We start from the raw sequence: 23,984 nt of genomic DNA on the forward strand, positions 1-23,984 counted from the left end.
ATGCAGCGAATTCTTGTCGCCCGCGCAAGCGGATCCGCCTTTCGCCACGGCTCAATGCCGTTGACGACGCTTGCCTGTCTGTTTTCCCCAGCCGTCAAAACCGGACATCGACCGATGGCCGGTTTTTTTGCGCCTGCGTGCAGGAGGCCTGAGCCATGGCTGAAGCGCTGACATTGCCGCAAGTGTCGGCCCCGCCGAAAGGCGAGCGCCTGAAAAACAAGGTCGTGCTGTTGACCGGGGCCGCTCAGGGCATCGGCGAAGCCATCGTCGCCGCCTTCGCCTCGCAGCAAGCCAGATTACTCATCAGCGACATCCAGGCTGACAAGGTCGAGCAGGTCGCCGCTCACTGGCGCGATCAGGGCCATGACGTGCAGGCGCTCAAGGTCGACGTATCGAATCAGCAGGATCTGCATGCCCTGGCCCGACGCGCCGTGGAATTGCATGGCCGCATCGATGTGTTGGTCAACTGTGCCGGGGTCAATGTGTTCCGCGATCCTTTGCAGATGACCGAAGAGGACTGGCACCGCTGCTTCGCCATTGATCTGGATGGCGCCTGGTATGGCTGCAAAGCGGTGCTGCCGCAGATGCTCGAGCAGGGCGTGGGCAGCATCATCAACATCGCCTCGACCCATTCCAGCCACATCATTCCCGGCTGCTTCCCGTACCCGGTGGCCAAGCACGGCTTGCTCGGCCTGACCCGCGCACTCGGCATCGAATACGCGGCCAAAGGCATTCGCGTCAACGCCATCGCGCCGGGCTACATCGAAACGCAGCTGAACGTTGATTACTGGAATGGCTTTGCCGATCCGCACGCCGAGCGGCAGCGCGCCTTTGACCTGCACCCGCCCAAGCGCATCGGCCAGCCGATCGAAGTGGCAATGACGGCGGTGTTTCTGGCCAGCGATGAGGCACCGTTTATCAACGCTTCGTGCATCACCATCGATGGTGGTCGCTCGGTGATGTACCACGACTGAACAAAACGGATCTCCAGCGCTGAACTACGCTTGAAATCCAATCATCATACGATATGACTATTTTCAACCAGCTTCACTGAGAACACGCTTCAACGCTTTTCAAACCTTGCTCAAAAAAATAACAAGGAGTCATCTGATGAAACGTCGTTTCGGGATTCGTACCCTGTGCAGCACTGCCCTGGCGGTCACTGCGTTCAGCCTGAGCAGTGCGCTGCTCGCCGCCGACGCGGTGAAGATCGGTTTTCTGGTCAAGCAGGCCGAAGAACCGTGGTTCCAGACCGAATGGGCTTTTGCCGAAAAAGCCGCCAAGGACAAAGGCTTTGAACTGATCAAGATCGCGGTGCCGGATGGCGAGAAGACCCTCTCGGCCATCGACAGCCTCGCCGCCAACGGCGCCAAGGGTTTTGTGATCTGCCCGCCTGACGTGTCCCTCGGCCCTGCCATCATGGCCAAAGCCAAGATCAACGACTTGAAAGTGATTGCCGTCGACGACCGTTTTGTCGACGCCAACGGCAAGTTCATGGAAGACGTGCCGTACCTGGGCATGGCCGCGTTTGAAGTGGGTCAAAAGCAGGGCGCCGCCATGGCTGCCGAAGCGAAAAAGCGTAACTGGGACTGGAAAGACACCTACGCGGTGGTCAACACCTATAACGAACTCGACACCGGCAAGAAGCGCACCGACGGTTCGGTCGATGCCCTGAAGAAGGCCGGCATGCCCGAGGATCACATCCTCTTCGCCGCACTGAAAACCCTCGACGTACCGGGCAGCATGGACGCCACCAACTCGGCGCTGGTGAAACTGCCGAGCGCGGCGAAAAACCTGATCATCGGCGGCATGAACGACAACACCGTGCTCGGCGGCGTGCGCGCCACCGAAGCGGCCGGGTTTGCCGCGAGCAACGTGATTGGCATCGGCATCAACGGCACCGACGCCATCGGCGAATTGAAAAAGCCTAACAGCGGCTTCTTCGGGTCGATGCTGCCAAGCCCGCACATCGAAGGCTACAAGACCGCCGAGATGATGTACGAGTGGATCACCGCCGGCAAAGAGCCGCCGAAGTACACCGCCATGGATGACGTCACCCTGATCACCCGCGAAAACTTCAAGCAAGAGCTGGAAAAAATCGGCTTGTGGAACTGAGGCAGCGACGGCCCGGGCAGCCGGGCCGTTTTTCGGTGTGAAGAGGTGGCTTTATGCACGCGCAAGTACAGACACAAGAACAACACGGCGCCAGCGGCAGCCTGCGCTTCAACGGGATCGGCAAGACCTTTCCCGGCGTGAAAGCGCTCGACGGCATCAGCTTTGTCGCCCACCCCGGCCAGGTCCATGCCCTGATGGGCGAGAACGGCGCGGGCAAATCGACCCTGCTGAAAATCCTCGGTGGCGCTTACATCCCAAGCAGCGGCGAGCTGCAGATCGGCGAGCAGGCGATGGCGTTCAAGTCCACCGCTGACAGCATCGGCAGCGGCGTCGCGGTGATTCACCAGGAACTGCATCTGGTCCCGGAAATGACCGTGGCCGAGAACCTGTTTCTCGGCCATCTGCCGGCCAGTTTCGGCTTGATCAATCGCAGTGAGCTGCGCCAGAAAGCCCTGAATTGCCTGAAGGGGCTGGCGGACGAAATCGATCCGCAAACCAAGGTCGGACGCTTGTCGCTGGGTCAGCGGCAACTGGTGGAAATCGCCAAAGCGCTGTCGCGCGGCGCTCACGTCATCGCTTTCGACGAACCGACCAGCAGCCTCTCGGCGCGGGAGATCGATCGCTTGATGGCGATCATCGGTCGCCTGCGCGACGAAGGCAAAGTGGTGCTCTACGTTTCCCATCGCATGGAAGAAGTCTTCCGCATTTGCGACGCCGTCACCGTGTTCAAGGACGGCCGCTACGTTCGTACATTCGACGACATGAGCCAGTTGACCCACGATCAACTGGTGACCTGCATGGTCGGTCGCGACATTCAGGATATCTACGATTACCGCCATCGCCCGCGCGGTGCCGTGGCGTTGAAGGTCGATGGTTTGCTCGGCCCGGGCCTGCGTGAGCCGATCAGTTTCGAAGCGCACAAAGGCGAAATCCTTGGCCTGTTCGGGCTGGTCGGGGCAGGGCGCACCGAGCTGTTTCGCCTGCTCAGCGGCCTGGAGCGCAACACCGCTGGCCGTCTCGAACTGCGCGGCCATGAGCTGAAATTGCGCTCGCCGCGTGACGCGATCGCCGCCGGTATTCTGCTCTGCCCGGAAGATCGCAAGAAGGAAGGCATCATCCCCCTGGCCAGCGTCGCCGAGAACATCAACATCAGTGCCCGCGGTGCGCATTCCGGGCTCGGCTGCTTGATTCGCGGCCTGTGGGAAAAGGGCAATGCTGACAAGCAGATCAAGGCCCTGAAAGTGAAAACCCCGCACGCCGGCCAGCAGATAAAGTTCCTTTCCGGAGGCAACCAGCAGAAAGCCATTCTCGGCCGCTGGCTGTCGATGCCGATGAAAGTCCTGCTGCTCGACGAACCGACCCGTGGCATCGACATCGGCGCCAAGGCCGAGATCTACCAGATCATTCATAACCTCGCCGCCGACGGTATTTCGGTGATCGTGGTGTCCAGCGATCTGATGGAAGTGATGGGCATTTCCGACCGCATCCTGGTGCTCTGCGAAGGCGCCCTGCGCGGCGAAGTCAGCCGCGACCAGGCCAATGAATCCAACCTGCTGCAACTGGCTTTGCCACGCCACCGCGCTGACGGCGTGGCGAACTGAGAGGTGACTATGATGACTACGCAAAACGAAACCCTGCCGACCGAGCGCAAACCGCTGGACATGCGGCGCTTCCTCGATGACTGGGTCATGCTGCTGGCGGCGATCGGCATCTTTGTCGCCTGCACACTGCTGATCGACAACTTCCTCTCGCCGCTGAACATGCGTGGCCTGGGTCTGGCGATTTCCACCACCGGCATCGCCGCGTGCACCATGCTTTATTGCCTGGCATCCGGACACTTCGACCTCTCGGTCGGCTCAGTGATCGCCTGTGCAGGCGTGGTCGCGGCAGTGGTAATGCGTGACACCAACAGTGTATTTCTCGGGGTCAGCGCGGCGTTGGCGATGGGCCTGATCGTCGGGCTGATCAACGGCATCGTGATTGCCAAGTTGCGCGTCAATGCCTTGATCACGACGCTGGCGACCATGCAGATCGTTCGCGGTCTGGCCTACATTTTTGCCAACGGCAAAGCGGTCGGTGTTTCGCAGGAATCGTTCTTTGTTTTCGGCAATGGCCAACTGTTCGGTGTGCCGGTGCCAATCCTGATCACCATCGTTTGCTTCCTGTTTTTCGGCTGGCTGCTGAACTACACCACCTATGGGCGTAACACCATGGCCATCGGTGGCAACCAGGAAGCGGCGCTGCTGGCGGGTGTTAACGTCGACCGGACCAAGATCATCATCTTCGCCGTGCACGGTGTGATCGGTGCGCTGGCGGGTGTGATTCTGGCCTCGCGGATGACTTCCGGGCAGCCGATGATTGGTCAGGGTTTTGAATTGACAGTGATTTCCGCGTGCGTATTGGGCGGGGTTTCGCTGAGTGGCGGCATCGGCATGATTCGTCATGTGATTGCCGGGGTGTTGATTCTGGCGATCATCGAGAATGCGATGAACCTGAAGAATATCGATACGTTTTATCAGTATGTGATTCGTGGTTCGATTCTGTTGCTGGCCGTGGTCATTGACCGCTTGAAACAACGGTAACGTCAAAAGCTACCCCTCACCCCAGCCCTCTCCCAAAGGGAGAGGGGCCGACCGAGGTGTCTTGCGTTCTACATCGACCTGAAAGTTCGGGTCGATTGTGGATTCTCTAAAGCAACATCAGTTCGGCGCATTTCCTGAGCACTCCCCAATCAGTTCCCTCTCCGAAAGGGAGAGGGGGCCGACCGAGGTGTCTTGCGTTCTACATCGACCTGAAATATCGGGTCGATTGTGGATTCGCTAAAGCAACATCAGTTCGGCGCATTTCCTGAGCACTCCCCAATCAGTCCCTCTCCCAAAGGGAGTGGGGGCCGACCGAGGTGTCTTGCGTTCTACATCGACCTGAAAGTTCGGGTCGATTGTGGATTCTCTAAAGCAACATCAGTTCGGCGCATTTCCTGAGCACTCCCCAATCAGTTCCCTCTCCCAAAGGGAGTGGGGGCCGACCGAGGTGTCTTGCGTTGTACATCGACCTGAAAGATCGGGTCGATTGTGGATTCGCTAAAGCAACATCAGTTCGGCGCATTTCCTGAGCACTCCCCAATCAGTTCCCTCTCCCTCCGGGAGAGGGCTAGGGTGAGGGGCTCTTGATTTTGCTCTCTCCACCGGTCACCTCCCTCAAATTTTTGTTGCCCGCCACGCCCCGTTTCGGTTATCAATTTGTACATGATTAGACAGGTACGATTCGACAAGAAACAACGGGTGGTCGACGAGCTTGTCCGACGCATCGAAAGCGGCCTCATGGAGGACGGCTTTCTGTTGCCTGGCGAACATCAGTTGGCTCAAGAATTCCAGGTCAGCCGTGGCACCTTGCGTGAGGCGCTGGCCGAACTGAAGCGGCGTAATTACATCGCCACGCAGAGCGGTGTCGGTTCCATCGTCACTTTCGACGGTGTCGCGCTGGATCAGCGCAGCGGCTGGGCGCAGGCGCTGGCCGACAGCGGGGCGCTGATCAATACCGAAGTGTTGCGCCTCGAGGCGGTGACTCGCCCAGATCTGCTGGTGCGTTTCGGCACCGATCAATTCATCACCCTCGACCGTCGCCGGCGCGCCACCGACGGTACGCTGGTGTCTCTGGAACGATCCTTGATGCCGGCCAATGGCGGCCTGGAAAGCCTGCCCCGCGTCGGCCTGATCGACAATTCCCTGACCATTACCCTGGCCGCCTACGGCTATATCGGCGAGCGCGGCGATCAGTGGATCGGCGCCGAGCCGCTGAATGCCGAAGACGCTGAGCTGCTTGGTCGACCGGTCGGCACGGTGTTTCTCAAAGCCCTGCGCACCACCTACGACCGGCAGAACCGTTTCATGGAACAGGTCGAAAGCCTGCTCGACCCGGTGCACTTTCGTCTGCACCTGCAATTCGGAGAATCGAAATGACCGCGCTCAACCGTGCGCTTGGCGCTTTCTATGGTCTGGCTCTGGGTGATGCGCTGGGCATGCCGACGCAGTCGCTTGATCGTGAAACGATCAAGGCGCGCTTCGGCCAGATCACTGATTTGCAGGACGCAGGTCCCTTGCAACCGATCGCCGCGAACATGCCCAAAGGCTCGATCACCGATGACACCGAGCAGGCGATCCTGGTCGGCGAATTATTGGTCGAAGGTCACGGCCGTATCGAGCCGGCGGTCCTCGCCCAGCGCTTGATCGAATGGGAAGCCGAGATGCAGGCCAAAGGCTCGCAGGACTTGCTCGGCCCCTCGACCAAACGCGCTATTGAAATGATCCTCGCCGGGCATTCCCCGGAAGAAGCCGGGCGTTACGGCACCACCAATGGCGCGGCGATGCGCATCACCCCGGTGGGCATTGCCGCGAACGTGGCCGATCCGCAGCGCTTCATTGCGGCGGTCGTGCAGGCTTGCCAGGTGACGCATAACACCACGCTGGGGATTTCCAGTGCGGCGGCGGTGGCGGCGGTGGTTTCCGCTGGCATCAATGGCGTCGATCTGGGCGAGGCGCTGAATCTTGGCCAGCAGATTGCCCAGCAAGCCGAAGCCCACGGGCATTGGGTTGCTGGCGGGCGCATGGCCTCGCGGATCAGTTGGGCGCGCAGTATCAGCGTCGACAGCGACAAAGCATTGCTTGCCGATCTGCTCTATGACGTGATCGGTACATCGGTGGCGTCGCAGGAGTCGGTGGTGGTCTCATTCGCCCTGGCCCAGCAAGTGGCCATCGGCGAGATGACGGCATTCGAGGCGTTGTGCATGGCTGCCAGCCTGGGCGGCGACACGGATACCATCGCGGCGATTCTCGGCGCCATGCTCGGCGCTTGCCTGGGTCTTGAGTGCTGGCCGCAGCCGATGATCGAAACGGTGAAAGTCGTTAATCAACTTGAGCTGGAACCGTTGGTGCAGGGGCTGTTGGCCTTGCGTTGACTGGCTGGCCTCTTCGCGAGCAGGCTCGCTCCCACAATTGGAATGCATTTCCTTGTGGGAGCGAGCCTGCTCGCGAAAGGGCGGCGCATTTCTAAAGAATTCACACAGCAATGGATCGCACAGACAGGCCTCGGAAGGCCGGTTGTCTTGTCGTTTTGCATCATTGCCACAACCACAAAAAAGGCAAACAGGAGCATCTTCATGAGTTCATCAACCGCCGGGCAAAGCGTCGGGCAATTGGAAACCCGGGGCATCGAGCCGGTGCCGGAAGCCGAGTGCAACGGTCATCCGTTGCAGCTGTTCTGGGTCTGGTTTGCGGCCAATATTTCCATCCTCGGCCTGCCGCTGGGCGCCACGCTGGTGGCGTTTCGCGGGCTGGCGATCTGGCAGGCGATCATCGTCGCCATCCTCGGTGCCGCCGGTTCGTTTGCCGTGGTCGGGATTATTTCGATTGCCGGGCGGCGGGGCCGCGCGCCGAGTCTGACGCTGTCGCGGGCGATCTTCGGCGTACGCGGCAACATCGGCCCGACGCTGGTTTCGCTGATGTCGCGTCTGGGTTGGGAAACCGTCAACACCACCACCGCCGCGTTCGTGCTGCTGTCGCTGTGTTCGATCCTGTTCGGCTCGCCGGTCGAGGCGAAAAGTGCGCCGATACTGACGCTGATCTTTATCGCCATCTTCGTCCTGCTGACCTTGTCAGTGTCCGGCCTCGGCCACGCGACCCTGCTGGTAATCCAGAAATGGGCGACGTACGTGTTCGGTGCGCTGAACATTCTCGTCGGTGGTTTTCTCTGCGCGACCATCGACTGGAGTGCGGTGTTCAACGCCACGCCAGCACCGCTGAGTGCAATGATCATAGGCATCGGCACCATGGCCGCCGGCACTGGTATCGGTTGGGCCAACGCTGGTGCCGACATGTCGCGCTATCAGCATCGCAGCGTCAAGGCTGTGCGCCTGGTGGCGTCGGCGGCGTTCGGCGCAGGGATTCCGCTGGTGCTGCTGATCACCCTCGGCGGCTTGTTGTCGGTGGGCAACAATGACCTGGCGTCGGCGACTGACCCGATCGTGGCGATTCGCGACATGCTGCCGACCTGGATGGCCGTGCCGTACTTGATCACCGCGTTCGGCGGCCTGCTGCTGTCGAACAACCTGTCGGTATATTCCGCCGGCCTGACCACGCTGACCCTGGGCCTCAAGGTCAAACGCGTCTACGCGGTAGTGGTGGATATCGTCGCGATCTTCGCCGGCTCGATCTACTTCATGCTGATCGCCGACAGTTTCTACGGCCCGTTCATCACTTTCATTTCCCTGCTGGCAGTGCCGATCACTGCCTGGGTGGGGATCTTCGTGGTCGACCTGATTCACCGCCATTACTACAGCCCCAAAGACCTGCTCGATGTCAGCCCGAGCAGCGCCTACTGGTATCGCGGCGGCATCGAGTGGCGCGCGTTTGGCGCCTGGGCGATCGCCATCGTCCTTGGTTTCAGCTTCACCACCATCGGCACCACGGCAGAAAACGTCTGGTTCAAGGGCTTTCTGTCCGACTCCTGGCTGGGCCACAACGGCCTCGGCTGGATCGTGACCTTCGTCGTCGCCGGTGGCATTTACCTGATACTTGGCGGTGCGAAAGATCGCCGCGCCGCGCACCCCGAGAATGCTCATGCCTAAGATGCTGCACACCGGCCAGGTCATCATCGACCTGGTCATGGCCGTGGATAAACTGCCGCAGATTGGCGGCGACGTGCTGGCGCAGTCGGCGGGGTTCGAAGCCGGCGGCGGTTTCAACGTGATGGCCGCTGCGGTGCGTAACGGTCTGCCGGTGGTTTACCTCGGTCGCCATGGCATGGGGCGTTTCGGTGACTTGGCGCGCCAAGCGATGCAGGCGGAAGGTATCTGCATCGGCATCCGCGAACCGGCCGAGCGCGACACCGGTCTGTGCGTGGCGCTGACCGATGCGTCGGCTGAACGCAGTTTCATTTCCTACATCGGCGCTGAAGGCGAGGTGACCGAAGACGATTTGAACAGTGTGGCTGCCGAGCCCGGCGATTACGTTTATCTCAGCGGTTACAGTCTGCTGCACGAGGGCAAGGCGCAGGCGTTGCTCGACTGGACGCTGGCGCTGCCGGCGTCGGTCAATGTGGTGTTCGACCCGGGACCGTTGGTGGAGTCACCTGACGCGCCTATGATGCAGACGTTGCTGCCGCGCATCGATGTGTGGACCAGCAACAGCGTTGAGGCGCTGCGGTTTACCGGAGCCGATGAGATTGGTATCGCGATGGATCGCCTCGCGGAACTGCTGCCTGAAAGTGTGCTGATGGTGGTGCGCGACGGGCCGCAGGGTTGCTGGATTCAACAGCGCGGCGAGCGTCGACAAGTGCCGGGGTTTGCTGTCAATGCAGTGGACAGCAATGGCGCCGGTGATGCGCATGCCGGGGTGTTTGTGGCCGGATTGGCGCAGGGGCTGGATGCACTGGAAGCGGCGCGGCGGGCGAATGCTGCGGCGGCGCTGGCGGTGACGCGCTGGGGGCCGGCGACATCGCCGGGGGCGGGTGAGGTGGATGCGTTTATCCGCGAATCCTGCGGCGACTGAGGCACCGCAATCGCTGGCAAGCCAGCTCCCACAGGGTCTTCGTGTGTAAGTGCAATAGTGCAACCACCCGAAAAATCTGTGGGAGCTGGCTTGCCAGCGATGAGGCCATCAGACTTAACCGGCCTTGCGCAACGCCTCGATCAACTCCTGCTTGCGCATCGACGAGCGTCCCGGAATATTCTTCGCTCGGGCTTCCTTCATCAGGCTATCGACAGTCTGCGTATCCTTCGAAGTCTCGCTATCGCGTGAATGGCCCTTGCGGCTAGCCACCGCGCGGCGGGATGACTCTTTGCGCTCTTCCGACTTGGCACTTGCAGGCTTCTTGCGCCCTGAGCCACCGGACTTCTCGCCACCGCCGGAGTGCTTGTTCACCGTCGCCCAGGCACGCGCCTCAGCTTCATCTTTCGACACGCCCTTTTTCTCGTAGCTGTCTTCGATGTGCTCGGCTTTGCGCTTCTGTTCGCTGGTGTATTTGTCTTTGCTTCCACGAGGCATGGGATTTCTCCTTGCGTCAGGATGTGCTGCGTTACGCCGAAGGCTGCGAATCACTCGAGACGAATCGCCCGTTCGAAGTCGAAAGGTCCGCAGCCCCAACCAGCGTCAGCTATCGAGTTTCTTCGCCGCTTCAACGCCGGCTGAACTGAGCTTGATCGGCAGGTTCAGCGAGTGTTCGCCCGCTTCGCTGCAGGTCACATGACCATGGTGAATCAGCCCGCGATCCTGCAGGGCGGCGAGGGCGCTGGCCACGACTTTCTCGCCCCGGTAATTGTCCAGCACCTCCTTGCCCAAGCCATTGGGATGCGCGTGCAGCAGGCGGGTGAGAACTTCTTTTTCCAGGTCTTTGTCGACGTTCATGGTTACCTCTTCATGGGAGTGAATAGGGCGCTCGCGTCGGCGAACTACTGACCGGCACCTTCGGAACCGGAGCCACCGGTGGTGGTTTTCGAGCCGACACCGGGGCCGGCATTGTCAGGCGGAGTGGCAGGAGAGTCAGGCGTGTTCATGCCACCCTGACGGCCCGGATCGCTGCCTTGTGTGCGCGGATCGGTGCCGGTGGCGGGTGGCTGATTGATCAGCGGCACGCCGGAACCATCGGTATTCATACCGGGAGCACTGTTGATGGCGGGCGCGCGTGGCGGGGTCGGATCGGTAGGGCCAGTGCCCGCTGCCGTGGACGAGGCGGCGAATACCGCAGGGCAGAGCAGGGCGCTGAAGACTAAAGCGGTCAACCTTGACGAGATCATAGGGCTTCTCCAGTGATTGGAATCCTTACACTGGGTTGGTCAGCCCTGATGACGGATTGGTGCCTGATGATCGACGAACGGTCTTCGCCAGGGTCGCGTGTCTGCTGTTCAGACGATGCCGAGCTTTAGTGTTTCCATCGGTGCAAAACAGTTAACGGTCATAAGCATCCTTTCAGAACGTGCGCTATCAAATGTGGGAGCGAGCCTGCTCGCGAAGGCATTCTGTCAGTTGACTCGAGGCTGACTGGAAGGACGCATTCGCGAGCAGGCTCGCTCCCACAGGGGCAACGGCGTTCGCCCGATCGGGCAGGTCAGTATGTTTGCCATGTGACGAGCGCCGCTGCGCGCCTTAGTATGGCGCTTTAATTTGCAGACAAGGCCCGTCCATGACGATCGAAATCCGCCCGGCGACCCCCAGCGATGCGCCGCAAATCCTCGCCTTCATCACCGAACTGGCAGATTTCGAAAAGGCCCGTCACGAAGTCATCGCCAGCGTCGCCGACATCGAACGCAGCCTGTTCGGCGAAGGCGCGACCGCCCATGGCCTGATCTGCCTGCGCGACGGCTTGCCGATCGGCTTCGCGGTGTTCTTCTTCAGTTATTCAACCTGGCTGGGCAGCAACTGCCTGTACCTCGAAGACCTCTACATCACCCCCGAACAACGTGGCGGCGGCGCCGGCAAAACCCTGCTGCGCCACCTGGCGAAAATCGCCTGCGCCAACGACTGCGGCCGCTTCGAATGGAGCGTGCTGGAATGGAACACCCCAGCCATCGAATTCTACAAATCCCTCGGTGCGCAACCGCAGGAGGAATGGGTGCGGTATCGCATGGATGGCAAGGTGTTGCGCGAATTTGCCGAGGGCTGAGCACAATGATGGCAATCTACTGCTGATTCAGTTGTCGCCACCGCTCTGGTCCGGCATTCTGTGCGCCATTTTTGCGCGCTCACGGACGACACCTGCAATGCATCTGGCAAAATTTCTCCGCGCCTGTGGAGCCCTCGCTGCGTCAATGAGTGGCCAGCTATGAGCGGATTGCAGGCGTCCATGCGTCTGTATGGTCTGGTGAAAACCACCGGCTCTGCTGACGACCCGAATCGACAGGCTGTCGAAATTCTCTGCATGGCCCAGCGCACTGGCGGCGTAGCTATACGGGCTTTCGTGTCGCGGCTTGATGCCGAGTTGATGACGCGCAGTGCCGACCTTGGCGACTACCGCGTGGTAGCGCTGAGAACCTTTGATCCCACAGCGATTATCGACGCCCATCAAGGCTGGCTGATGCTGCACATCTGTTGCGGCTTCGTCGCTCTCGCCGGCCATTCTCTGTTGAAAAACGGTGCGTTGATCCCGATGGGCTGGCACGTCTACTCCGAAGTGGGGCGCTGGACCTCCAGGCATCATCTGGACCTTGGCGTGGAAATGGTCGAGTTGCTGCAATCGACTTTCGAGCGCAATCACCTGCGCAACTACAACGCCTGGCTCAACGAACTTGATGATGCAACGCCTGCCGAGTTGAGTTGGCAAGCCAACGAAGCCTGGCGTGCCATACAAACCGCGACATCACCTGAAAGCCGTGAGCATTGTCATGCTCTGTTCGACCCGGTCGATAATCGCTGGCGCTTTGCCGCGACCGACATCGACATCTATCAGCCATCCCCGGCACCCCTTAAGCAAGGAGCTTTGAATTGAGTGGTAAACCCGCAGCTCGCGTCACCGACCCAACCGCCTGCCCACTGCCAGGTCACGGCACCAACCCGATTGTCTCCGGCTCGCCGGACGTATTCTTCGACGGCCTCGCTGCTGCACGCATGACCGATAAATCAGCGTGTGGCAGCCCTATCACCGGAGCGGTCTCCGGCACTGTTTTCATTAACGGCCTGAATGCCGCGATGCTCGATAGCACTGGTGGGCATGGCAATGTCGTGATCGGTGGCTCGGGCACGGTGATCATCGGCCAAAGTGGGGGAGGGGCCGCATTTAGTGGGCTGTTGCCGATGCCGGTGCATTTCACTGACAGGTTGCAAGTAGTCAATCAGGACACCGGAGAGCCGGTCTCTTATCACCCTTACATCATTCAGCGGGGTGACGGCAGTGAAGAGTCTGGCGTGACGGATGCGGCGGGATTTACCCATACCGTCAGTTCTCACCTGGCTGAGACGATTAAATTATTTGTGGAGTAATTAGAGATGGCAAATGGAAGTGCTACAGCAGAGGCTCCACCACCGCCAATGGCGACAAGGGATCCCGTGAGTCATACACTTACTTGCAAGACAGATCAATCGGTCAAGCAAGTAACAGTAAGCATCCGCGATGCAATGGTTTTTCTTGTTGGTGGAGCTGGCGATCAGGAACGGTATTACGTTGATGGTCCCAATCACAATGTCGACTATGTGCGAGATATGGTCGACGCGGACATCGAAGCGCTGGAAATACAGAAATCTTGTACGACGTTGCCTCTTGGTTATAACTCATTTATGAGTGAGGAGGATTTGGAGCGTAACGTTATTCGAAAAATTCCAAGTTGCAATACTGCGATTTATATCATTGGCCACAGTTTGGGTGGCTGGAACGGTGCTCATTTGTCTGCCGTTTTAACCGAGCGCGGTTTCAAAATAAAAATCTTGGTGACACTGGATCCCGTAGGACACGGCAAAATCGTATATGGTATTTCGAAAATATATCGTCAGGTTCCCAAGCCTAAAGCGCAGTATTGGGTAAATATCAGGGCAGCTGCGGTCGATTGGAACCTGTCAGATCTGGTTGCAGACTTCGGTGAGCAATGGGAGATCTCCGAAGGACCGAACGTCATGGGGCGGCTCGATATCAATCACGCAGATGCCAACTCTATGTATGCTCACGCCTTGCCCGGTGGAAAGTCAGCGCGACAGATTGTAGCGGAGTCAATATTCAAGTGGATTAAGGGGTAACAACCTGTGAAGGTTTTAATCTTGACAATATGTATGTCGGTGCTCTCGGCTTGTTCTTTGAATCATGGTCGGCCCATTGCTGACCTCAAATACGAAAAGACAGAGCGGCTTCGTACTACCGGAATTTATCAAGTTTATTTCAAGTCCGACGTGGAACTTCTCGGCCTGTTCAAGTCGTCTATAGGGCGTGGGCTGGTCTGCTCGTTGACAAATGACCTTGATTTTTCTCAGGCACATCGAATTAAACAGTCCGGCTTCGGGTTTATCGAGAGGGTTTCGCCGGACTCGTTAATTTACAGGGCAGATGTCATTTTTGACGAGTCGGTAGACGATGAGGGCGGAGAAAGACGCCTGAAAGGGGAAACACTGGATCCCTTTTTAAAAGCCAGAGATTCCTTTTCCTGTGTGTATAGAGTCCACTCCACTACATACAAGACGTATTTTTCCAAGATTATGCGGGTACCTAGCGCGGATTTGCTGACAACTGGACCTGCAAAATAAAAACTATCCCGTCCGGCCTTGCCTCTTTCGTGGGCCGGTCTCCCTGAGTATTTCCCGACCGCAGCGGCATGGCGAACCTTGCATTTTTGCCCGTGCAAGCCTGACTCGGTCCTTCCCGGCATTCGATCGCCATCGTTGCAGCCCAAGGGCGGCGTTTTGAGCGAGGTGATACCGTTACTGTTGATTCTTCCCATAATGTGGGATTGATATTTATATATTGAGATTTCCCGTCCCTCGGGTTTATAGTCCATCGCACTCACTGCCAAAAACAAAACAGGTGAAGCGATGCAGGCGCAATTGATCGCGCTCGATTGGGGGACGACCTCATTACGTGCTTACAAACTCGCGGCCGACGGTGTGGTGCTGGAGCAGCGTGCGCTGTCGTCCGGGATCATGCAGTTGCCCAAGACCCCGCGAATCATCCACGGCCGTGAATGCGCCGATGGTTTTGAACTGGCCTTCGACGAGGCCTGTGGTGACTGGCTCGATGCGCAGCCGGATCTGCCGGTGATCGCTTGCGGCATGGTCGGCAGTGCGCAGGGCTGGCGCGAAGCGCCTTACTGCGAAACGCCAGCCGACGTCGCCCATCTCGGAAATTCCCTACAAACCGTTGTCAGTCTGCGCGGTACGCCGGTGCATATCGTCCCGGGCGTGATCCAGCGTTCGCGTCTGCCGAATGTAATGCGCGGCGAAGAAACCCAAGTCCTCGGCGTGCTGCAAAGTCTGCCGGTCGAGGCGGGTAATGATCTGCTGATCGGCCTGCCTGGCAGCCACTCGAAGTGGGTGGAGGTGGTCGATGGCCGCATCACCCATTTCGACACGTTCATGACCGGCGAAGTGTTTGCCGTGCTCAGCGAGCACAGCATTCTCGGCCGTACCCAACAACCGAGCGCGACCTTCGATGCGCAGGCGTTCGATCGCGGCGTGCAAATCGCGCTGTCGACAGATGCCGAGCTCGGTGTGCTGTCGACCTTGTTCAGCGCCCGCACCCTCGGCCTGACCGGTGAATTGAGCCCGACTGCTCAGGCGGACTATCTGTCCGGCCTGATGATCGGCCATGAGCTGGCCGCGCTCGCCAATGTGCAGCGGCGCCGGCGCAATCAAGCGAATCTTCCAGCGATCGTGCTCATCGGCAATGCGCTTCTGTGCGCACGCTATCAACGCGCCCTCGACGCCTGCGGCTTTGCTCGGGTGACGCTGGCCGAGCAGGCCACCGAGCGTGGCCTGTGGCAACTGGCGGGTGCCGCCGGACTGATCGATTCCTCATCCCGTTAACCCTGACTGGAGGCCTGACATGCTCAAGCAAGCACTGGCACAAAACGGTCTGATCGCGATTCTGCGTGGCCTGCAACCGCAGGAAGCGGCGGCTGTCGGAGAAGTCCTGTATTCCGCCGGATTTCGCGTCATCGAAGTACCGCTCAATTCCCCATCGCCGTACGAAAGCATCCGCATCCTGCGTGATGCGCTGCCCGCCGATTGCCTGATCGGTGCCGGCACGGTGCTCAGCCCCGAGCAGGTCGAGCAGGTCAAAGCGGCTGGCGGCCAAGTGATCGTCATGCCGCACAGCGATGCCAAGGTATTGCGCGCGGCGAAAGCGGCGGGGCTGTTCCTGTCGCCGGGTGTGGCCACGCCGACCGAAGCCTTCGCCGCACTGGCTGAGGGCGCGGACATTCTCAAGCTGTTTCCGGCCGAACAAATGAACCCGGCGGTCGTCAAGGCCTGGCTGGCGGTGTTGCCAGCCGGCACGGTGCTGGCGCCGGTCGGCGGCATTACGCCGGACAACATGCAGGCCTTTATCGACGCCGGTGTGAAAGGTTTCGGCCTCGGTTCCGGTCTGTTCAAACCGGGCATGACGCCCGAGCAGGTGGCGGTCAATGCCAAGGCCTACGTGGCTGCCTGGAAAGCCCTGCGTTAAGACTTTTTGGCGCTGTGTGCGCTGCATCTAATAAAAGCTGCATTTACAAAAGAGAGCAGAGATGAAAATCACCAAACTCACGACCTTCATCGTTCCGCCGCGCTGGTGCTTCCTCAAGGTCGAAACCGACGAGGGCGTGACCGGTTGGGGCGAGCCCGTGGTCGAAGGGCGCGCGCACACGGTTGCCGCGGCGGTGGAAGAATTGTCCGACTACCTGATCGGCAAAGACCCACGCAATATCGAAGACATCTGGACCGTGCTCTATCGCGGTGGCTTCTACCGTGGCGGCGCGATTCACATGAGCGCGCTGGCCGGTATCGATCAGGCGTTGTGGGACATCAAGGGCAAGGCCCTCGGCGTGTCGGTCAGCGATCTGCTCGGTGGCCAGGTGCGCGACAAGATTCGCGTGTATTCGTGGATCGGCGGCGACCGTCCGGCGGACACCGCGCGTGCGGCGAAAGAAGCAGTGAGCCGTGGTTTCACTGCGGTAAAAATGAACGGCACCGAAGAACTGCAGTTCCTCGACACTTTCGAGAAAGTCGACCTCGCCTTGGCCAACGTTGCCGCCGTGCGTGATGCGGTGGGGCCGAACGTCGGTATCGGCGTCGATTTCCACGGCCGCGTGCACAAGCCGATGGCCAAGGTGCTGATGAAGGAGCTCGACCCGTACAAGCTGATGTTCATCGAAGAGCCGGTGCTCAGCGAAAACTACGAAGCGCTGAAAGAACTGGCGCCGCTGACCAGCACGCCGATTGCCCTCGGCGAACGGTTGTTCTCGCGCTGGGACTTTAAACGGGTGTTGAGCGAAGGCTACGTCGACATTATCCAGCCGGATGCCTCCCACGCTGGCGGCATCACCGAAACCCGCAAGATCGCCAACATGGCCGAAGCCTACGACGTCGCGCTGGCGCTGCATTGCCCGCTGGGACCGATCGCGCTGGCTGCCTGTTTGCAACTCGACGCGGCTTGTTACAACGCGTTTATCCAAGAGCAGAGCCTGGGCATCCATTACAACGAGAGCAACGACTTGCTCGACTATGTGAAGGATCCGCGCGTGTTCGACTACGACCAAGGTTTCGTGAAGATTCCGAACGGCCCGGGGCTGGGCATCGAGATCAACGAGGAATACGTGATCGAACGCGCCGCCGTCGGCCACCGCTGGCGCAATCCGATCTGGCGCCATGCCGATGGCAGCTTTGCCGAGTGGTGATCTCCTGATTCAGCACTGATCCCTGTGGGAGCGAGCCTGCTCGCGAATGCAATGTCACATCCGCCATCCATGTGACTGACCCGACGCTTTCGCGAGCAGGCTCGCTCCCACAGTTTGATCTCCAGGGAGAGGAGATCTGCGTCATGACCTCAACAAACATAAAAAGAGGCTCTCCTCATGCAAACGCATACCCTCTCCGGGCAGGCGTCTTTAGTCACGCCTAGCCGCAAGCGATTTTTCATCATGGTGTTGCTGTTCATCACCGTGGTCATCAACTACCTGGACCGCAGCAACCTGTCGATTGCCGCGCCGGCGCTGACCAGTGAGCTGGGCATCGATCCGGTTCACGTCGGTCTGATCTTCTCCGCGTTCGGCTGGACCTACGCTGCCATGCAGATCCCCGGCGGCTGGCTGGTCGATCGCGTGCCGCCGCGCATCCTTTACAGTGTCGCGCTGCTGCTGTGGTCGCTGGCCACGGTGATGCTCGGTTTCGTCAGCAGCTTCATCGCCCTGTTCGTGCTGCGCATGGCCGTCGGTGCGCTGGAGGCGCCGGCCTATCCGATCAACAGCCGCGTGGTCACCACCTGGTTCCCTGAGCGCGAGCGCGCCACGGCGATCGGTTTCTACACTTCCGGACAGTTTGTCGGTCTGGCTTTCCTGACCCCGGTGCTGGCGTGGCTGCAACATGAATTCGGCTGGCACATGGTGTTCGTCGCCACCGGCGCGGTGGGCATTCTCTGGGCGCTGATCTGGTACGCGGTGTATCGCGAGCCGCGCGATTTCAAAGGCACCAATCAGGCGGAAATCGACCTGATCCGCGAAGGCGGCGGGCTGGTGGATATTCAGGCCGAGGCGGCCAAGGTCAAAGCCAAATTCAGCTGGACCGATCTCGGCATCGTCCTCAGCAAACGCAAGTTGTGGGGTATCTACCTCGGCCAGTTCTGTCTGAACTCGACGCTGTGGTTTTTCCTCACCTGGTTTCCGACCTATCTGGTGAAATACCGCGGCATGGACTTCATCAAGTCTGGCCTGCTTGCATCGCTGCCGTTTCTCGCTGCGTTCGTCGGTGTTCTGTGCTCGGGATTCTTTTCCGACTTCCTGATCCGTCGTGGCTACACCGTGGGCTTCGCGCGCAAGTTGCCGATCATTGGCGGGCTGCTGATTTCGACTTCAATCATCGGTGCCAACTTTGTCGAGTCGACGCCGCTGGTGATTGCCTTCCTCGCCCTGGCATTTTTCGGCAACGGGCTGGCGTCGATCACCTGGTCGCTGGTGTCAACACTGGCACCGGCGCGGTTGCTCGGTCTGACCGGTGGCGTGTTCAACTTCATCGGCAATCTTTCGGCGATCGCTACGCCGATCGTGATCGGCTTCCTTGCCAGCGGCGATTCGTTCGCGCCGGCGATCACCTACATCGCCGTGCTCGCGCTGGTCGGTGCCTTGTCCTACGTGCTGCTGGTGGGCAAGGTCGAGCGTATCGAGTTGTAGTGCTCTGCGTCGGGCGACCATAATGCCGCCCGTTCCTTCGCTCAACGGTAAAAAGGCTGGATATGCAGGAAGACGCCCCGGAAAAAACCAAGGACGCCGCGCCCACCGGCACCCAGACGCTGCTGCGCGGCCTCGGTGTAGTCCAAGCGGTGGCCAGCGGCGCGCGTGATCTCAAGGAGATCGCCCGGCTGATCGGCACCACGCGCAGCACTACCCATCGTCTGGCCAGTTGTCTGGTCGACGAGCGTTATCTGCGCGTGGTGCCGCAGATCGGTTATCTGCTCGGGCCGAAGCTGATCGAACTGGGCTTTCAGGCCCGCGAAGAGTTGCCGCTGGTGACGTTGGCCGGACCGTATCTGGATGAGTTGTCGGCGCTGACCGGCGATACCGTGCACCTCGGAATCCGCGAAGGCGACGAAGTGCTGTATCTATTGAAGAACCCCGGGCGCAACGGCCCGGAAATGCGCTCGCGGGTTGGCCATCGCATGCCGCTGGTACGCACCGGGATTGGCAAGGCCTTGATGCTCGACGATTCGCCGCAGGATTGGCGGCGGCTGTACGACATCAGCCTGCCGGCGGGTGGCAAAAGTCAGTTCTGGCCGCAGCATCCACAGCAGTCGTGGGAACAGCTTGAGCAGCGCATGGGCGAATACGTTGCCGGTGGCTACGCGTTCGATCTGGAAGACAACGAACCGTCGATCCGCTGTGTGGCGGCGCCGATTCGTGATGCGAGCAAGGGCATAGTCGCCGCGATCAGTATCGCCAGCACCGTGCCGTACATGCCGCTGGAAAAAATGGCCGAGTTGATCCCCCTGCTCAAAGGGGTCACAACCCGGCTGTCGGCGGAGCTTGGTTTGAAGGTATAGCCCTAAGGTTTAGGCCTTCAGCGTCGCCATGTCGATGACGAAGCGGTACTTCACATCACCGGCAATCATCCGCGCATAGGCTTCATTGATATTGCGGATGTCGAGCATTTCGATGTCGCAGGTGATGTTGTGCTCGGCGCAGAAATCCAGCACTTCCTGGGTTTCGGCGATACCACCTATCAAGGAACCGGCCAGCACACGGCGGCTCATCACCAGTTTGCCGGCGTGCACGGGTGGGTTCACCGGCTCGATCAGGCCGACCAGAATGTGCACACCGTCGAAACGCAAGGTGTCGAGGTACGGGTTCAAGTCGTGTTGCACCGGAATGGTATCGAGCAGGAAGTCGAAGTAGCCGGCCGCGGCCTTCATCTGCTCGGCATCGGTGGAGACGATGACGTGATCGGCGCCCTGACGGCGACCTTCTTCAGCCTTGCTCGCCGAGCGGGTGAACAGCGTGACTTCCGCGCCCATGGCCTTGGCGAACTTGATGCCCATGTGGCCGAGGCCACCCATGCCGAGAATGCCGACCTTGTCACCGGCCTTGACGCCGTAGTGCTTGAGCGGCGAGTAGGTGGTGATACCGGCACAGAGAATCGGTGCGGCACTGGCCAGTGCGAGTTTCTCGGGGATGCGCACAACGAAGTGTTCGCTGACCACGATGCTGTCCGAATAACCGCCCATGGTGTTGCTGCCATCAACCCGATCCGGGGTGGCGTAGGTCATGGTCGGGCCTTCGAGGCAATATTGCTCGAGGTTCGCCTGACAGGCTTCGCAGCTGCGGCAGGAGTCGACCATGCAGCCTACGCCAACCAGATCGCCTACCTTGTGACGGGTGACATTCGCACCGACTGCGGTGACTTTTCCGACGATCTCATGGCCAGGCATCAGCGGATAAACGGCGATGCCCCATTCGTTGCGTGCCTGATGGATGTCGGAATGGCAGACGCCGCAGTAGAGAATTTCGATCGCCACGTCGTCGGCGCGCGGGCTGCGGCGTTCGAATTTCATCGGGGCGAGGGGAGTGGTGGCCGACTGGGCGGCATAGCCGATGGCGGTGTACATGGGTGACCTCGCAAAAACAGTGACAAGTGAGGCGGTGAATTCTGGCCGTCAGACGCGGGTGCGGCCATGACGATTTCTCCGGGTCTCATGCCTAATCCTCCGGCATGCGGGTTTCGGCGATCGCATTGGTCAGCGGATCTGCGATGATGTTTTCATCCACTTTTCCGTGAATTTTACGAAGACCTATTCGATGCAGTTGACCCGTCATCTTGATGCCAATGCCCGGCTGGTTTCGTTGATCGAACCGCTGGCGCTGCGCGATGGCTACAGCCAGACCGGCCTGCCCGGTGTGCAGATCCTGCGCGCCAGTTGCGACGTCGCCCGTGGCCCGCACATCTACGAGCCGAGCCTGATGATCATCGCCCAGGGCAGCAAACTGGCGTTCCTCGGCCCACGAACCATGGAATATGGCGCCGGGCATTACCTGATCCAGGCGCTGCCGGTGCCGTTCGAATGTGAAACCTTTGCCTTGCCCGATGCGCCATTGCTCGGTGTGTCGGTGGCGATTGATCGCGTCCTGCTCGGCGAATTGGTGCTGGCCATGGGGCTGGCGCCGGGGCGGCATATTCCGGCGCAGACGCCGGAGTCGATGACCTCGGTGGTGCTCGACGATGGCATGCGCGGTTGTGTCGAACGGCTGCTCAGCTGTCTGCACGATCCGCTGGAATGCCAGATTCTCGGCCCGGCGCGGGTCCGCGAGTTGTTGTTCGTTGCGTTGCGCGGGCCGCAGGCGGATGTATTGCGTGCGTTGGTCGAGCAACAAGGGCAATTCGCCCGGGTGGCGGCGTCGATCAGCCATCTGCATGCGCATTACACCGAGCCGCTCAATGTCGAGACACTGGCCAGTTGCGCGAACATGAGCGTGTCGACGTTTCATGAGCATTTCAAGCGCAGCACACTGTTGTCGCCGGTGCAGTATCTCAAGCGTTTGCGCTTGTTGAAGGCGCAGACGCTGCTGGTGGCGGAGGGGCTGGGTGTCGCGCAGGTGGCGCATCGGGTGGGGTATCAGAGCACGTCGCAGTTCAGCCGCGAGTACAAGCGTTACTTCGAACGCAGTCCGGGGGATGAGCGCGCTGCCTGATCCGCCGATATTCCCTGTGGGAGCGAGCCTGCTCGCGAAGGCGCTGGATCAGTCGACATCATCTTCATATGACACACCGCTTTCGCAAGCAGGCTCGCTCCCACAGTTGTTTTGTGGTGTCAGGGGAATTTTGGGCAACAAAAAGGCCCCCATTTCGGGAGCCTTGTTGTTCAGCGTTTCGTCTTACATGTTCGGGTAAGTCGGGCCGCCGGCACCTTCCGGCGCCACCCAAGTGATGTTCTGCGCAGGGTCCTTGATGTCACAGGTCTTGCAGTGCACGCAGTTCTGGGCGTTGATCTGGAAGCGCTTCTCGCCATCTTCCTTGGTGATCACTTCGTATACGCCGGCCGGGCAGTAACGCTGCGCCGGTTCGTCGTACAACGGCAGGTTTTTGCTGATCGGGATGCTCGGATCGGTCAGCTTCAAGTGGCACGGCTGCTCTTCTTCGTGGTTGGTACCAGAGATGAACACCGAGCTGAGTTTGTCGAAACTCAGTTTGCCGTCGGGTTTCGGATAGTCGATCTTCTTGCAGTCGGCCGCGAGCTTGAGGCAGGCGTAATCCGGCTTGGTGTCGCGCAGGGTGAACGGCAGTTTGCCGCCGAAGATGTTCTGGTCCAGCCAGTTGAAACCACCGCCGATGATCGCGCCGTACTTGTGGATCGCCGGGCCGAAGTTACGGCTGGCGAACAGTTCTTCATGCAGCCAGCTGTTCTTGAATGCGTCGACGTAAGTGGTCAGTTCGACGGTGCAATCCTGCTCGGCAAACAGCGCATCGGCTACCGATTCCGCCGCGAGCATGCCGGACTTCATCGCGGTGTGGCTGCCTTTGATCTTGGCGAAGTTCAGGGTGCCGAGGTCGCAACCGATCAGCGCGCCGCCCTTGAAGACCATTTTCGGCAGCGAGTTCAGGCCACCCTTGGCGATGGCGCGGGCGCCGTAGCTGACGCGCTTGCCGCCTTCCAGATATTGCTTGAGCACCGGGTGATGCTTGAGGCGCTGGAACTCATCGAACGGCGACAGGTAAGTGTTGCTGTAGGACAGGTCGACGATCAGACCGACCACCACCTGATTGTTTTCCAGGTGATAGAGGAACGAGCCGCCGGTGTTCTCGGTGCCCATGATGTCCAGCGGCCAGCCGGCGGTGTGCACCACCAGGCCTGGCTGATGCTTGGCCGGGTCGATTTCCCAGATTTCTTTCAGACCAATGCCGTAATGCTGCACGTCGGCATCGCTGTCGAGGTTGTAGCGCTTGATCAGTTGCTTGCCGATGTGGCCACGGCAGCCTTCGGCGAACAGCGTGTATTTGCCACGCAGTTCCATGCCAGGGGTGTACAGGCCTTCTTTCGGGTTGCCTTCACGGTCGACGCCCAGATCACCGGTGATGATCCCGCGCACTACGCCGTTTTCATCGATCAGCGCTTCCTGAGCGGCGAAGCCCGGATAGATTTCCACACCCAGGTTCTCGGCCTGCTGAGCCAGCCAGCGGCACAGATTGCCCAGGGAGATGATGTAGTTGCCTTCGTTGTGCATGGTCTTGGGCACAAAGAAGTCGGGAATCTTCTGCGCGCTGTCGGCGTTTTTCAGTACGAAAATGTCATCGCGCGTGACTGGCGTGTTCAGCGGTGCGCCGAGTTCTTTCCAGTCCGGGAACAGTTCGTTCAGGGCGCGGGGTTCGAACACCGCACCGGAGAGGATGTGTGCGCCGACTTCGGAGCCTTTTTCGACCACGCAGACGCTGATTTCCTTACCGGCGTCAGCGGCCTTCTGCTTCAAGCGGCAGGCGGCGGACAGACCAGCGGGGCCGGCACCGACGATGACGACGTCGAATTCCATGTATTCGCGTTCCACAGGCTATCTCCTACTCAAGGCTCAACAGTTTTTTTCTAATATGGAGGTTTGATCTCGCATCCGTATTGCCTTTACGTTAACGTCAAAGGGAATATTGGCGAATCCACCTTTCTCTCTAGGCGGCGCATTATATCTACACCACTCCTAGCGTCCAATACAAACGTTTGTTTGAATCGCCTCCAGC

Annotated in this window: 23 protein-coding genes; 18 read left to right on the plus strand and 5 right to left on the minus strand. The window is 59.8% G+C overall.

The genetic code is table 11. The features are described 5' to 3' along the window. Window positions 1-155: 155 nt before the first annotated feature. The 8 genes from ACZZ0K_RS04915 to ACZZ0K_RS04950 all read left to right on the plus strand — a co-directional run bounded on the left by ACZZ0K_RS04915 (window position 156) and on the right by ACZZ0K_RS04950 (window position 9,659). Complete coding sequence (locus tag ACZZ0K_RS04915) at window positions 156-974, plus strand: SDR family oxidoreductase (RefSeq protein ID WP_252884664.1); 819 nt, start codon at window positions 156-158, stop codon at window positions 972-974. Window positions 975-1,110: 136 nt separating this feature from the next. Beyond that, entirely contained in the window at window positions 1,111-2,115 is a 1,005-nt protein-coding gene (locus tag ACZZ0K_RS04920; RefSeq protein WP_016770973.1) for a substrate-binding domain-containing protein, read from the plus strand. A 53-nt stretch (window positions 2,116-2,168) separates the two neighbouring features. Then, window positions 2,169-3,716, plus strand: a complete 1,548-nt coding sequence (gene araG, locus ACZZ0K_RS04925; RefSeq protein WP_041479431.1) for an L-arabinose ABC transporter ATP-binding protein AraG — start codon at window positions 2,169-2,171, stop codon at window positions 3,714-3,716. A gap of 12 nt (window positions 3,717-3,728) precedes the next feature. After that, window positions 3,729-4,697, plus strand: a complete 969-nt coding sequence (gene araH, locus ACZZ0K_RS04930) for an L-arabinose ABC transporter permease AraH (RefSeq protein WP_056788625.1) — start codon at window positions 3,729-3,731, stop codon at window positions 4,695-4,697. A 663-nt stretch (window positions 4,698-5,360) separates the two neighbouring features. Further along, window positions 5,361-6,074 carry a GntR family transcriptional regulator gene (locus tag ACZZ0K_RS04935; protein ID WP_016770970.1) on the plus strand — a complete coding sequence of 238 codons (714 nt, stop codon included), beginning with the start codon at window positions 5,361-5,363 and terminating at the stop codon, window positions 6,072-6,074. Then, window positions 6,071-7,069, plus strand: coding sequence for an ADP-ribosylglycohydrolase family protein (locus ACZZ0K_RS04940; RefSeq protein WP_056788274.1), 999 nt, complete (start codon window positions 6,071-6,073; stop codon window positions 7,067-7,069). Before ACZZ0K_RS04935 ends, ACZZ0K_RS04940 begins: the two co-directional genes overlap by 4 nt. Window positions 7,070-7,270: 201 nt before the next feature. Beyond that, a complete protein-coding gene (locus ACZZ0K_RS04945) occupies window positions 7,271-8,737 on the plus strand; it encodes a purine-cytosine permease family protein (RefSeq protein WP_463558996.1) in 1,467 nt (488 codons plus the stop codon). Then, on the plus strand, window positions 8,730-9,659 hold the full coding sequence (locus tag ACZZ0K_RS04950) for a PfkB family carbohydrate kinase (protein ID WP_258707058.1): 930 nt from the start codon (window positions 8,730-8,732) through the stop codon (window positions 9,657-9,659). The genes ACZZ0K_RS04945 and ACZZ0K_RS04950 overlap by 8 nt, the downstream gene beginning before the upstream one ends. Before the next feature lie 114 nt (window positions 9,660-9,773). Here ACZZ0K_RS04950 and ACZZ0K_RS04955 read toward each other — a convergent pair whose 3' ends face one another. The 3 genes from ACZZ0K_RS04955 to ACZZ0K_RS04965 form a co-directional block, all read right to left on the minus strand. Then, entirely contained in the window at window positions 9,774-10,154 is a 381-nt protein-coding gene (locus ACZZ0K_RS04955; protein ID WP_258707057.1) for a Rho termination factor N-terminal domain-containing protein, read from the minus strand. 105 nt (window positions 10,155-10,259) lie between these two features. Continuing rightward, window positions 10,260-10,514, minus strand: coding sequence for a hypothetical protein (locus tag ACZZ0K_RS04960; RefSeq protein ID WP_041479421.1), 255 nt, complete (start codon window positions 10,512-10,514; stop codon window positions 10,260-10,262). Between the two features lie 44 nt (window positions 10,515-10,558). Beyond that, window positions 10,559-10,903 carry a hypothetical protein gene (locus ACZZ0K_RS04965; protein WP_041479419.1) on the minus strand — a complete coding sequence of 115 codons (345 nt, stop codon included), beginning with the start codon at window positions 10,901-10,903 and terminating at the stop codon, window positions 10,559-10,561. A 386-nt stretch (window positions 10,904-11,289) separates the two neighbouring features. Here ACZZ0K_RS04965 and ACZZ0K_RS04970 point away from each other — a divergent pair, with 386 nt between their 5' ends. The 9 genes from ACZZ0K_RS04970 (at window position 11,290) to ACZZ0K_RS05010 (ending at window position 19,809) form a co-directional block, all read left to right on the plus strand. Then, window positions 11,290-11,769: a GNAT family N-acetyltransferase gene (locus ACZZ0K_RS04970; RefSeq protein ID WP_041479417.1), complete on the plus strand. Its 480-nt coding sequence runs from the start codon at window positions 11,290-11,292 to the stop codon at window positions 11,767-11,769. 159 nt (window positions 11,770-11,928) lie between these two features. Further along, a complete protein-coding gene (locus ACZZ0K_RS04975) occupies window positions 11,929-12,591 on the plus strand; it encodes a hypothetical protein (RefSeq protein WP_252882483.1) in 663 nt (220 codons plus the stop codon). Next, entirely contained in the window at window positions 12,588-13,082 is a 495-nt protein-coding gene (locus ACZZ0K_RS04980; protein WP_039760120.1) for a PAAR domain-containing protein, read from the plus strand. Before ACZZ0K_RS04975 ends, ACZZ0K_RS04980 begins: the two co-directional genes overlap by 4 nt. A gap of 6 nt (window positions 13,083-13,088) precedes the next feature. Beyond that, window positions 13,089-13,829, plus strand: coding sequence for an alpha/beta hydrolase (locus ACZZ0K_RS04985; RefSeq protein WP_150742567.1), 741 nt, complete (start codon window positions 13,089-13,091; stop codon window positions 13,827-13,829). Between the two features lie 786 nt (window positions 13,830-14,615). Beyond that, on the plus strand, window positions 14,616-15,605 hold the full coding sequence (locus ACZZ0K_RS04990; protein WP_463558997.1) for a 2-dehydro-3-deoxygalactonokinase: 990 nt from the start codon (window positions 14,616-14,618) through the stop codon (window positions 15,603-15,605). A gap of 19 nt (window positions 15,606-15,624) precedes the next feature. Continuing rightward, window positions 15,625-16,245, plus strand: a complete 621-nt coding sequence (locus tag ACZZ0K_RS04995; protein ID WP_095182255.1) for a 2-dehydro-3-deoxy-6-phosphogalactonate aldolase — start codon at window positions 15,625-15,627, stop codon at window positions 16,243-16,245. Window positions 16,246-16,306: 61 nt separating this feature from the next. Then, on the plus strand, window positions 16,307-17,455 hold the full coding sequence (dgoD, locus tag ACZZ0K_RS05000; protein ID WP_016770960.1) for a galactonate dehydratase: 1,149 nt from the start codon (window positions 16,307-16,309) through the stop codon (window positions 17,453-17,455). Between the two features lie 177 nt (window positions 17,456-17,632). Next, window positions 17,633-18,943 (plus strand): MFS transporter, encoded by a 1,311-nt coding sequence (locus ACZZ0K_RS05005; RefSeq protein ID WP_056788291.1) that lies wholly within the window; start codon window positions 17,633-17,635, stop codon window positions 18,941-18,943. A gap of 62 nt (window positions 18,944-19,005) precedes the next feature. Further along, on the plus strand, window positions 19,006-19,809 hold the full coding sequence (locus ACZZ0K_RS05010; RefSeq protein WP_016770958.1) for an IclR family transcriptional regulator: 804 nt from the start codon (window positions 19,006-19,008) through the stop codon (window positions 19,807-19,809). Between the two features lie 9 nt (window positions 19,810-19,818). Here the strand turns inward: ACZZ0K_RS05010 and ACZZ0K_RS05015 are convergent, their stop codons facing one another. Then, entirely contained in the window at window positions 19,819-20,871 is a 1,053-nt protein-coding gene (locus ACZZ0K_RS05015) for an NAD(P)-dependent alcohol dehydrogenase (protein WP_071173192.1), read from the minus strand. 190 nt (window positions 20,872-21,061) lie between these two features. Here ACZZ0K_RS05015 and ACZZ0K_RS05020 point away from each other — a divergent pair, with 190 nt between their 5' ends. Further along, the gene (locus ACZZ0K_RS05020) at window positions 21,062-21,952 is read left to right on the plus strand and encodes an AraC family transcriptional regulator (protein WP_090288604.1); all 891 of its coding nucleotides are present in this window, start codon (window positions 21,062-21,064) and stop codon (window positions 21,950-21,952) included. A 183-nt stretch (window positions 21,953-22,135) separates the two neighbouring features. Here the strand turns inward: ACZZ0K_RS05020 and ACZZ0K_RS05025 are convergent, their stop codons facing one another. Then, window positions 22,136-23,800, minus strand: coding sequence for an electron transfer flavoprotein-ubiquinone oxidoreductase (locus tag ACZZ0K_RS05025; RefSeq protein ID WP_016770955.1), 1,665 nt, complete (start codon window positions 23,798-23,800; stop codon window positions 22,136-22,138). Window positions 23,801-23,984: the final 184 nt, after the last annotated feature.

The sequence above is a fragment of the Pseudomonas sp. AC255 genome (assembly GCF_979258175.1).

Bases quoted from the DNA above. Each gene is read 5' to 3' on its own strand.
- dgoD (WP_016770960.1), top strand. From the start codon at position 16,307: ATGAAAATCACCAAACTCACGACCTTCATCGTTCCGCCGCGCTGGTGC.
- ACZZ0K_RS05015 (WP_071173192.1), bottom strand. From the start codon at position 20,871: ATGTACACCGCCATCGGCTATGCCGCCCAGTCGGCCACCACTCCCCTC.
- ACZZ0K_RS04985 (WP_150742567.1), top strand. From the start codon at position 13,089: ATGGCAAATGGAAGTGCTACAGCAGAGGCTCCACCACCGCCAATGGCG.
- araG (WP_041479431.1), top strand. From the start codon at position 2,169: ATGCACGCGCAAGTACAGACACAAGAACAACACGGCGCCAGCGGCAGC.
- araH (WP_056788625.1), top strand. From the start codon at position 3,729: ATGACTACGCAAAACGAAACCCTGCCGACCGAGCGCAAACCGCTGGAC.
- ACZZ0K_RS04920 (WP_016770973.1), top strand. From the start codon at position 1,111: ATGAAACGTCGTTTCGGGATTCGTACCCTGTGCAGCACTGCCCTGGCG.
- ACZZ0K_RS05010 (WP_016770958.1), top strand. From the start codon at position 19,006: ATGCAGGAAGACGCCCCGGAAAAAACCAAGGACGCCGCGCCCACCGGC.
- ACZZ0K_RS04950 (WP_258707058.1), top strand. From the start codon at position 8,730: ATGCCTAAGATGCTGCACACCGGCCAGGTCATCATCGACCTGGTCATG.
- ACZZ0K_RS04970 (WP_041479417.1), top strand. From the start codon at position 11,290: ATGACGATCGAAATCCGCCCGGCGACCCCCAGCGATGCGCCGCAAATC.
- ACZZ0K_RS04935 (WP_016770970.1), top strand. From the start codon at position 5,361: ATGATTAGACAGGTACGATTCGACAAGAAACAACGGGTGGTCGACGAG.
- ACZZ0K_RS04940 (WP_056788274.1), top strand. From the start codon at position 6,071: ATGACCGCGCTCAACCGTGCGCTTGGCGCTTTCTATGGTCTGGCTCTG.
- ACZZ0K_RS04975 (WP_252882483.1), top strand. From the start codon at position 11,929: ATGAGCGGATTGCAGGCGTCCATGCGTCTGTATGGTCTGGTGAAAACC.
- ACZZ0K_RS04990 (WP_463558997.1), top strand. From the start codon at position 14,616: ATGCAGGCGCAATTGATCGCGCTCGATTGGGGGACGACCTCATTACGT.
- ACZZ0K_RS04960 (WP_041479421.1), bottom strand. From the start codon at position 10,514: ATGAACGTCGACAAAGACCTGGAAAAAGAAGTTCTCACCCGCCTGCTG.
- ACZZ0K_RS04955 (WP_258707057.1), bottom strand. From the start codon at position 10,154: ATGCCTCGTGGAAGCAAAGACAAATACACCAGCGAACAGAAGCGCAAA.
- ACZZ0K_RS04945 (WP_463558996.1), top strand. From the start codon at position 7,271: ATGAGTTCATCAACCGCCGGGCAAAGCGTCGGGCAATTGGAAACCCGG.
- ACZZ0K_RS04965 (WP_041479419.1), bottom strand. From the start codon at position 10,903: ATGATCTCGTCAAGGTTGACCGCTTTAGTCTTCAGCGCCCTGCTCTGC.
- ACZZ0K_RS04915 (WP_252884664.1), top strand. From the start codon at position 156: ATGGCTGAAGCGCTGACATTGCCGCAAGTGTCGGCCCCGCCGAAAGGC.
- ACZZ0K_RS05020 (WP_090288604.1), top strand. From the start codon at position 21,062: ATGCAGTTGACCCGTCATCTTGATGCCAATGCCCGGCTGGTTTCGTTG.
- ACZZ0K_RS05005 (WP_056788291.1), top strand. From the start codon at position 17,633: ATGCAAACGCATACCCTCTCCGGGCAGGCGTCTTTAGTCACGCCTAGC.
- ACZZ0K_RS04995 (WP_095182255.1), top strand. From the start codon at position 15,625: ATGCTCAAGCAAGCACTGGCACAAAACGGTCTGATCGCGATTCTGCGT.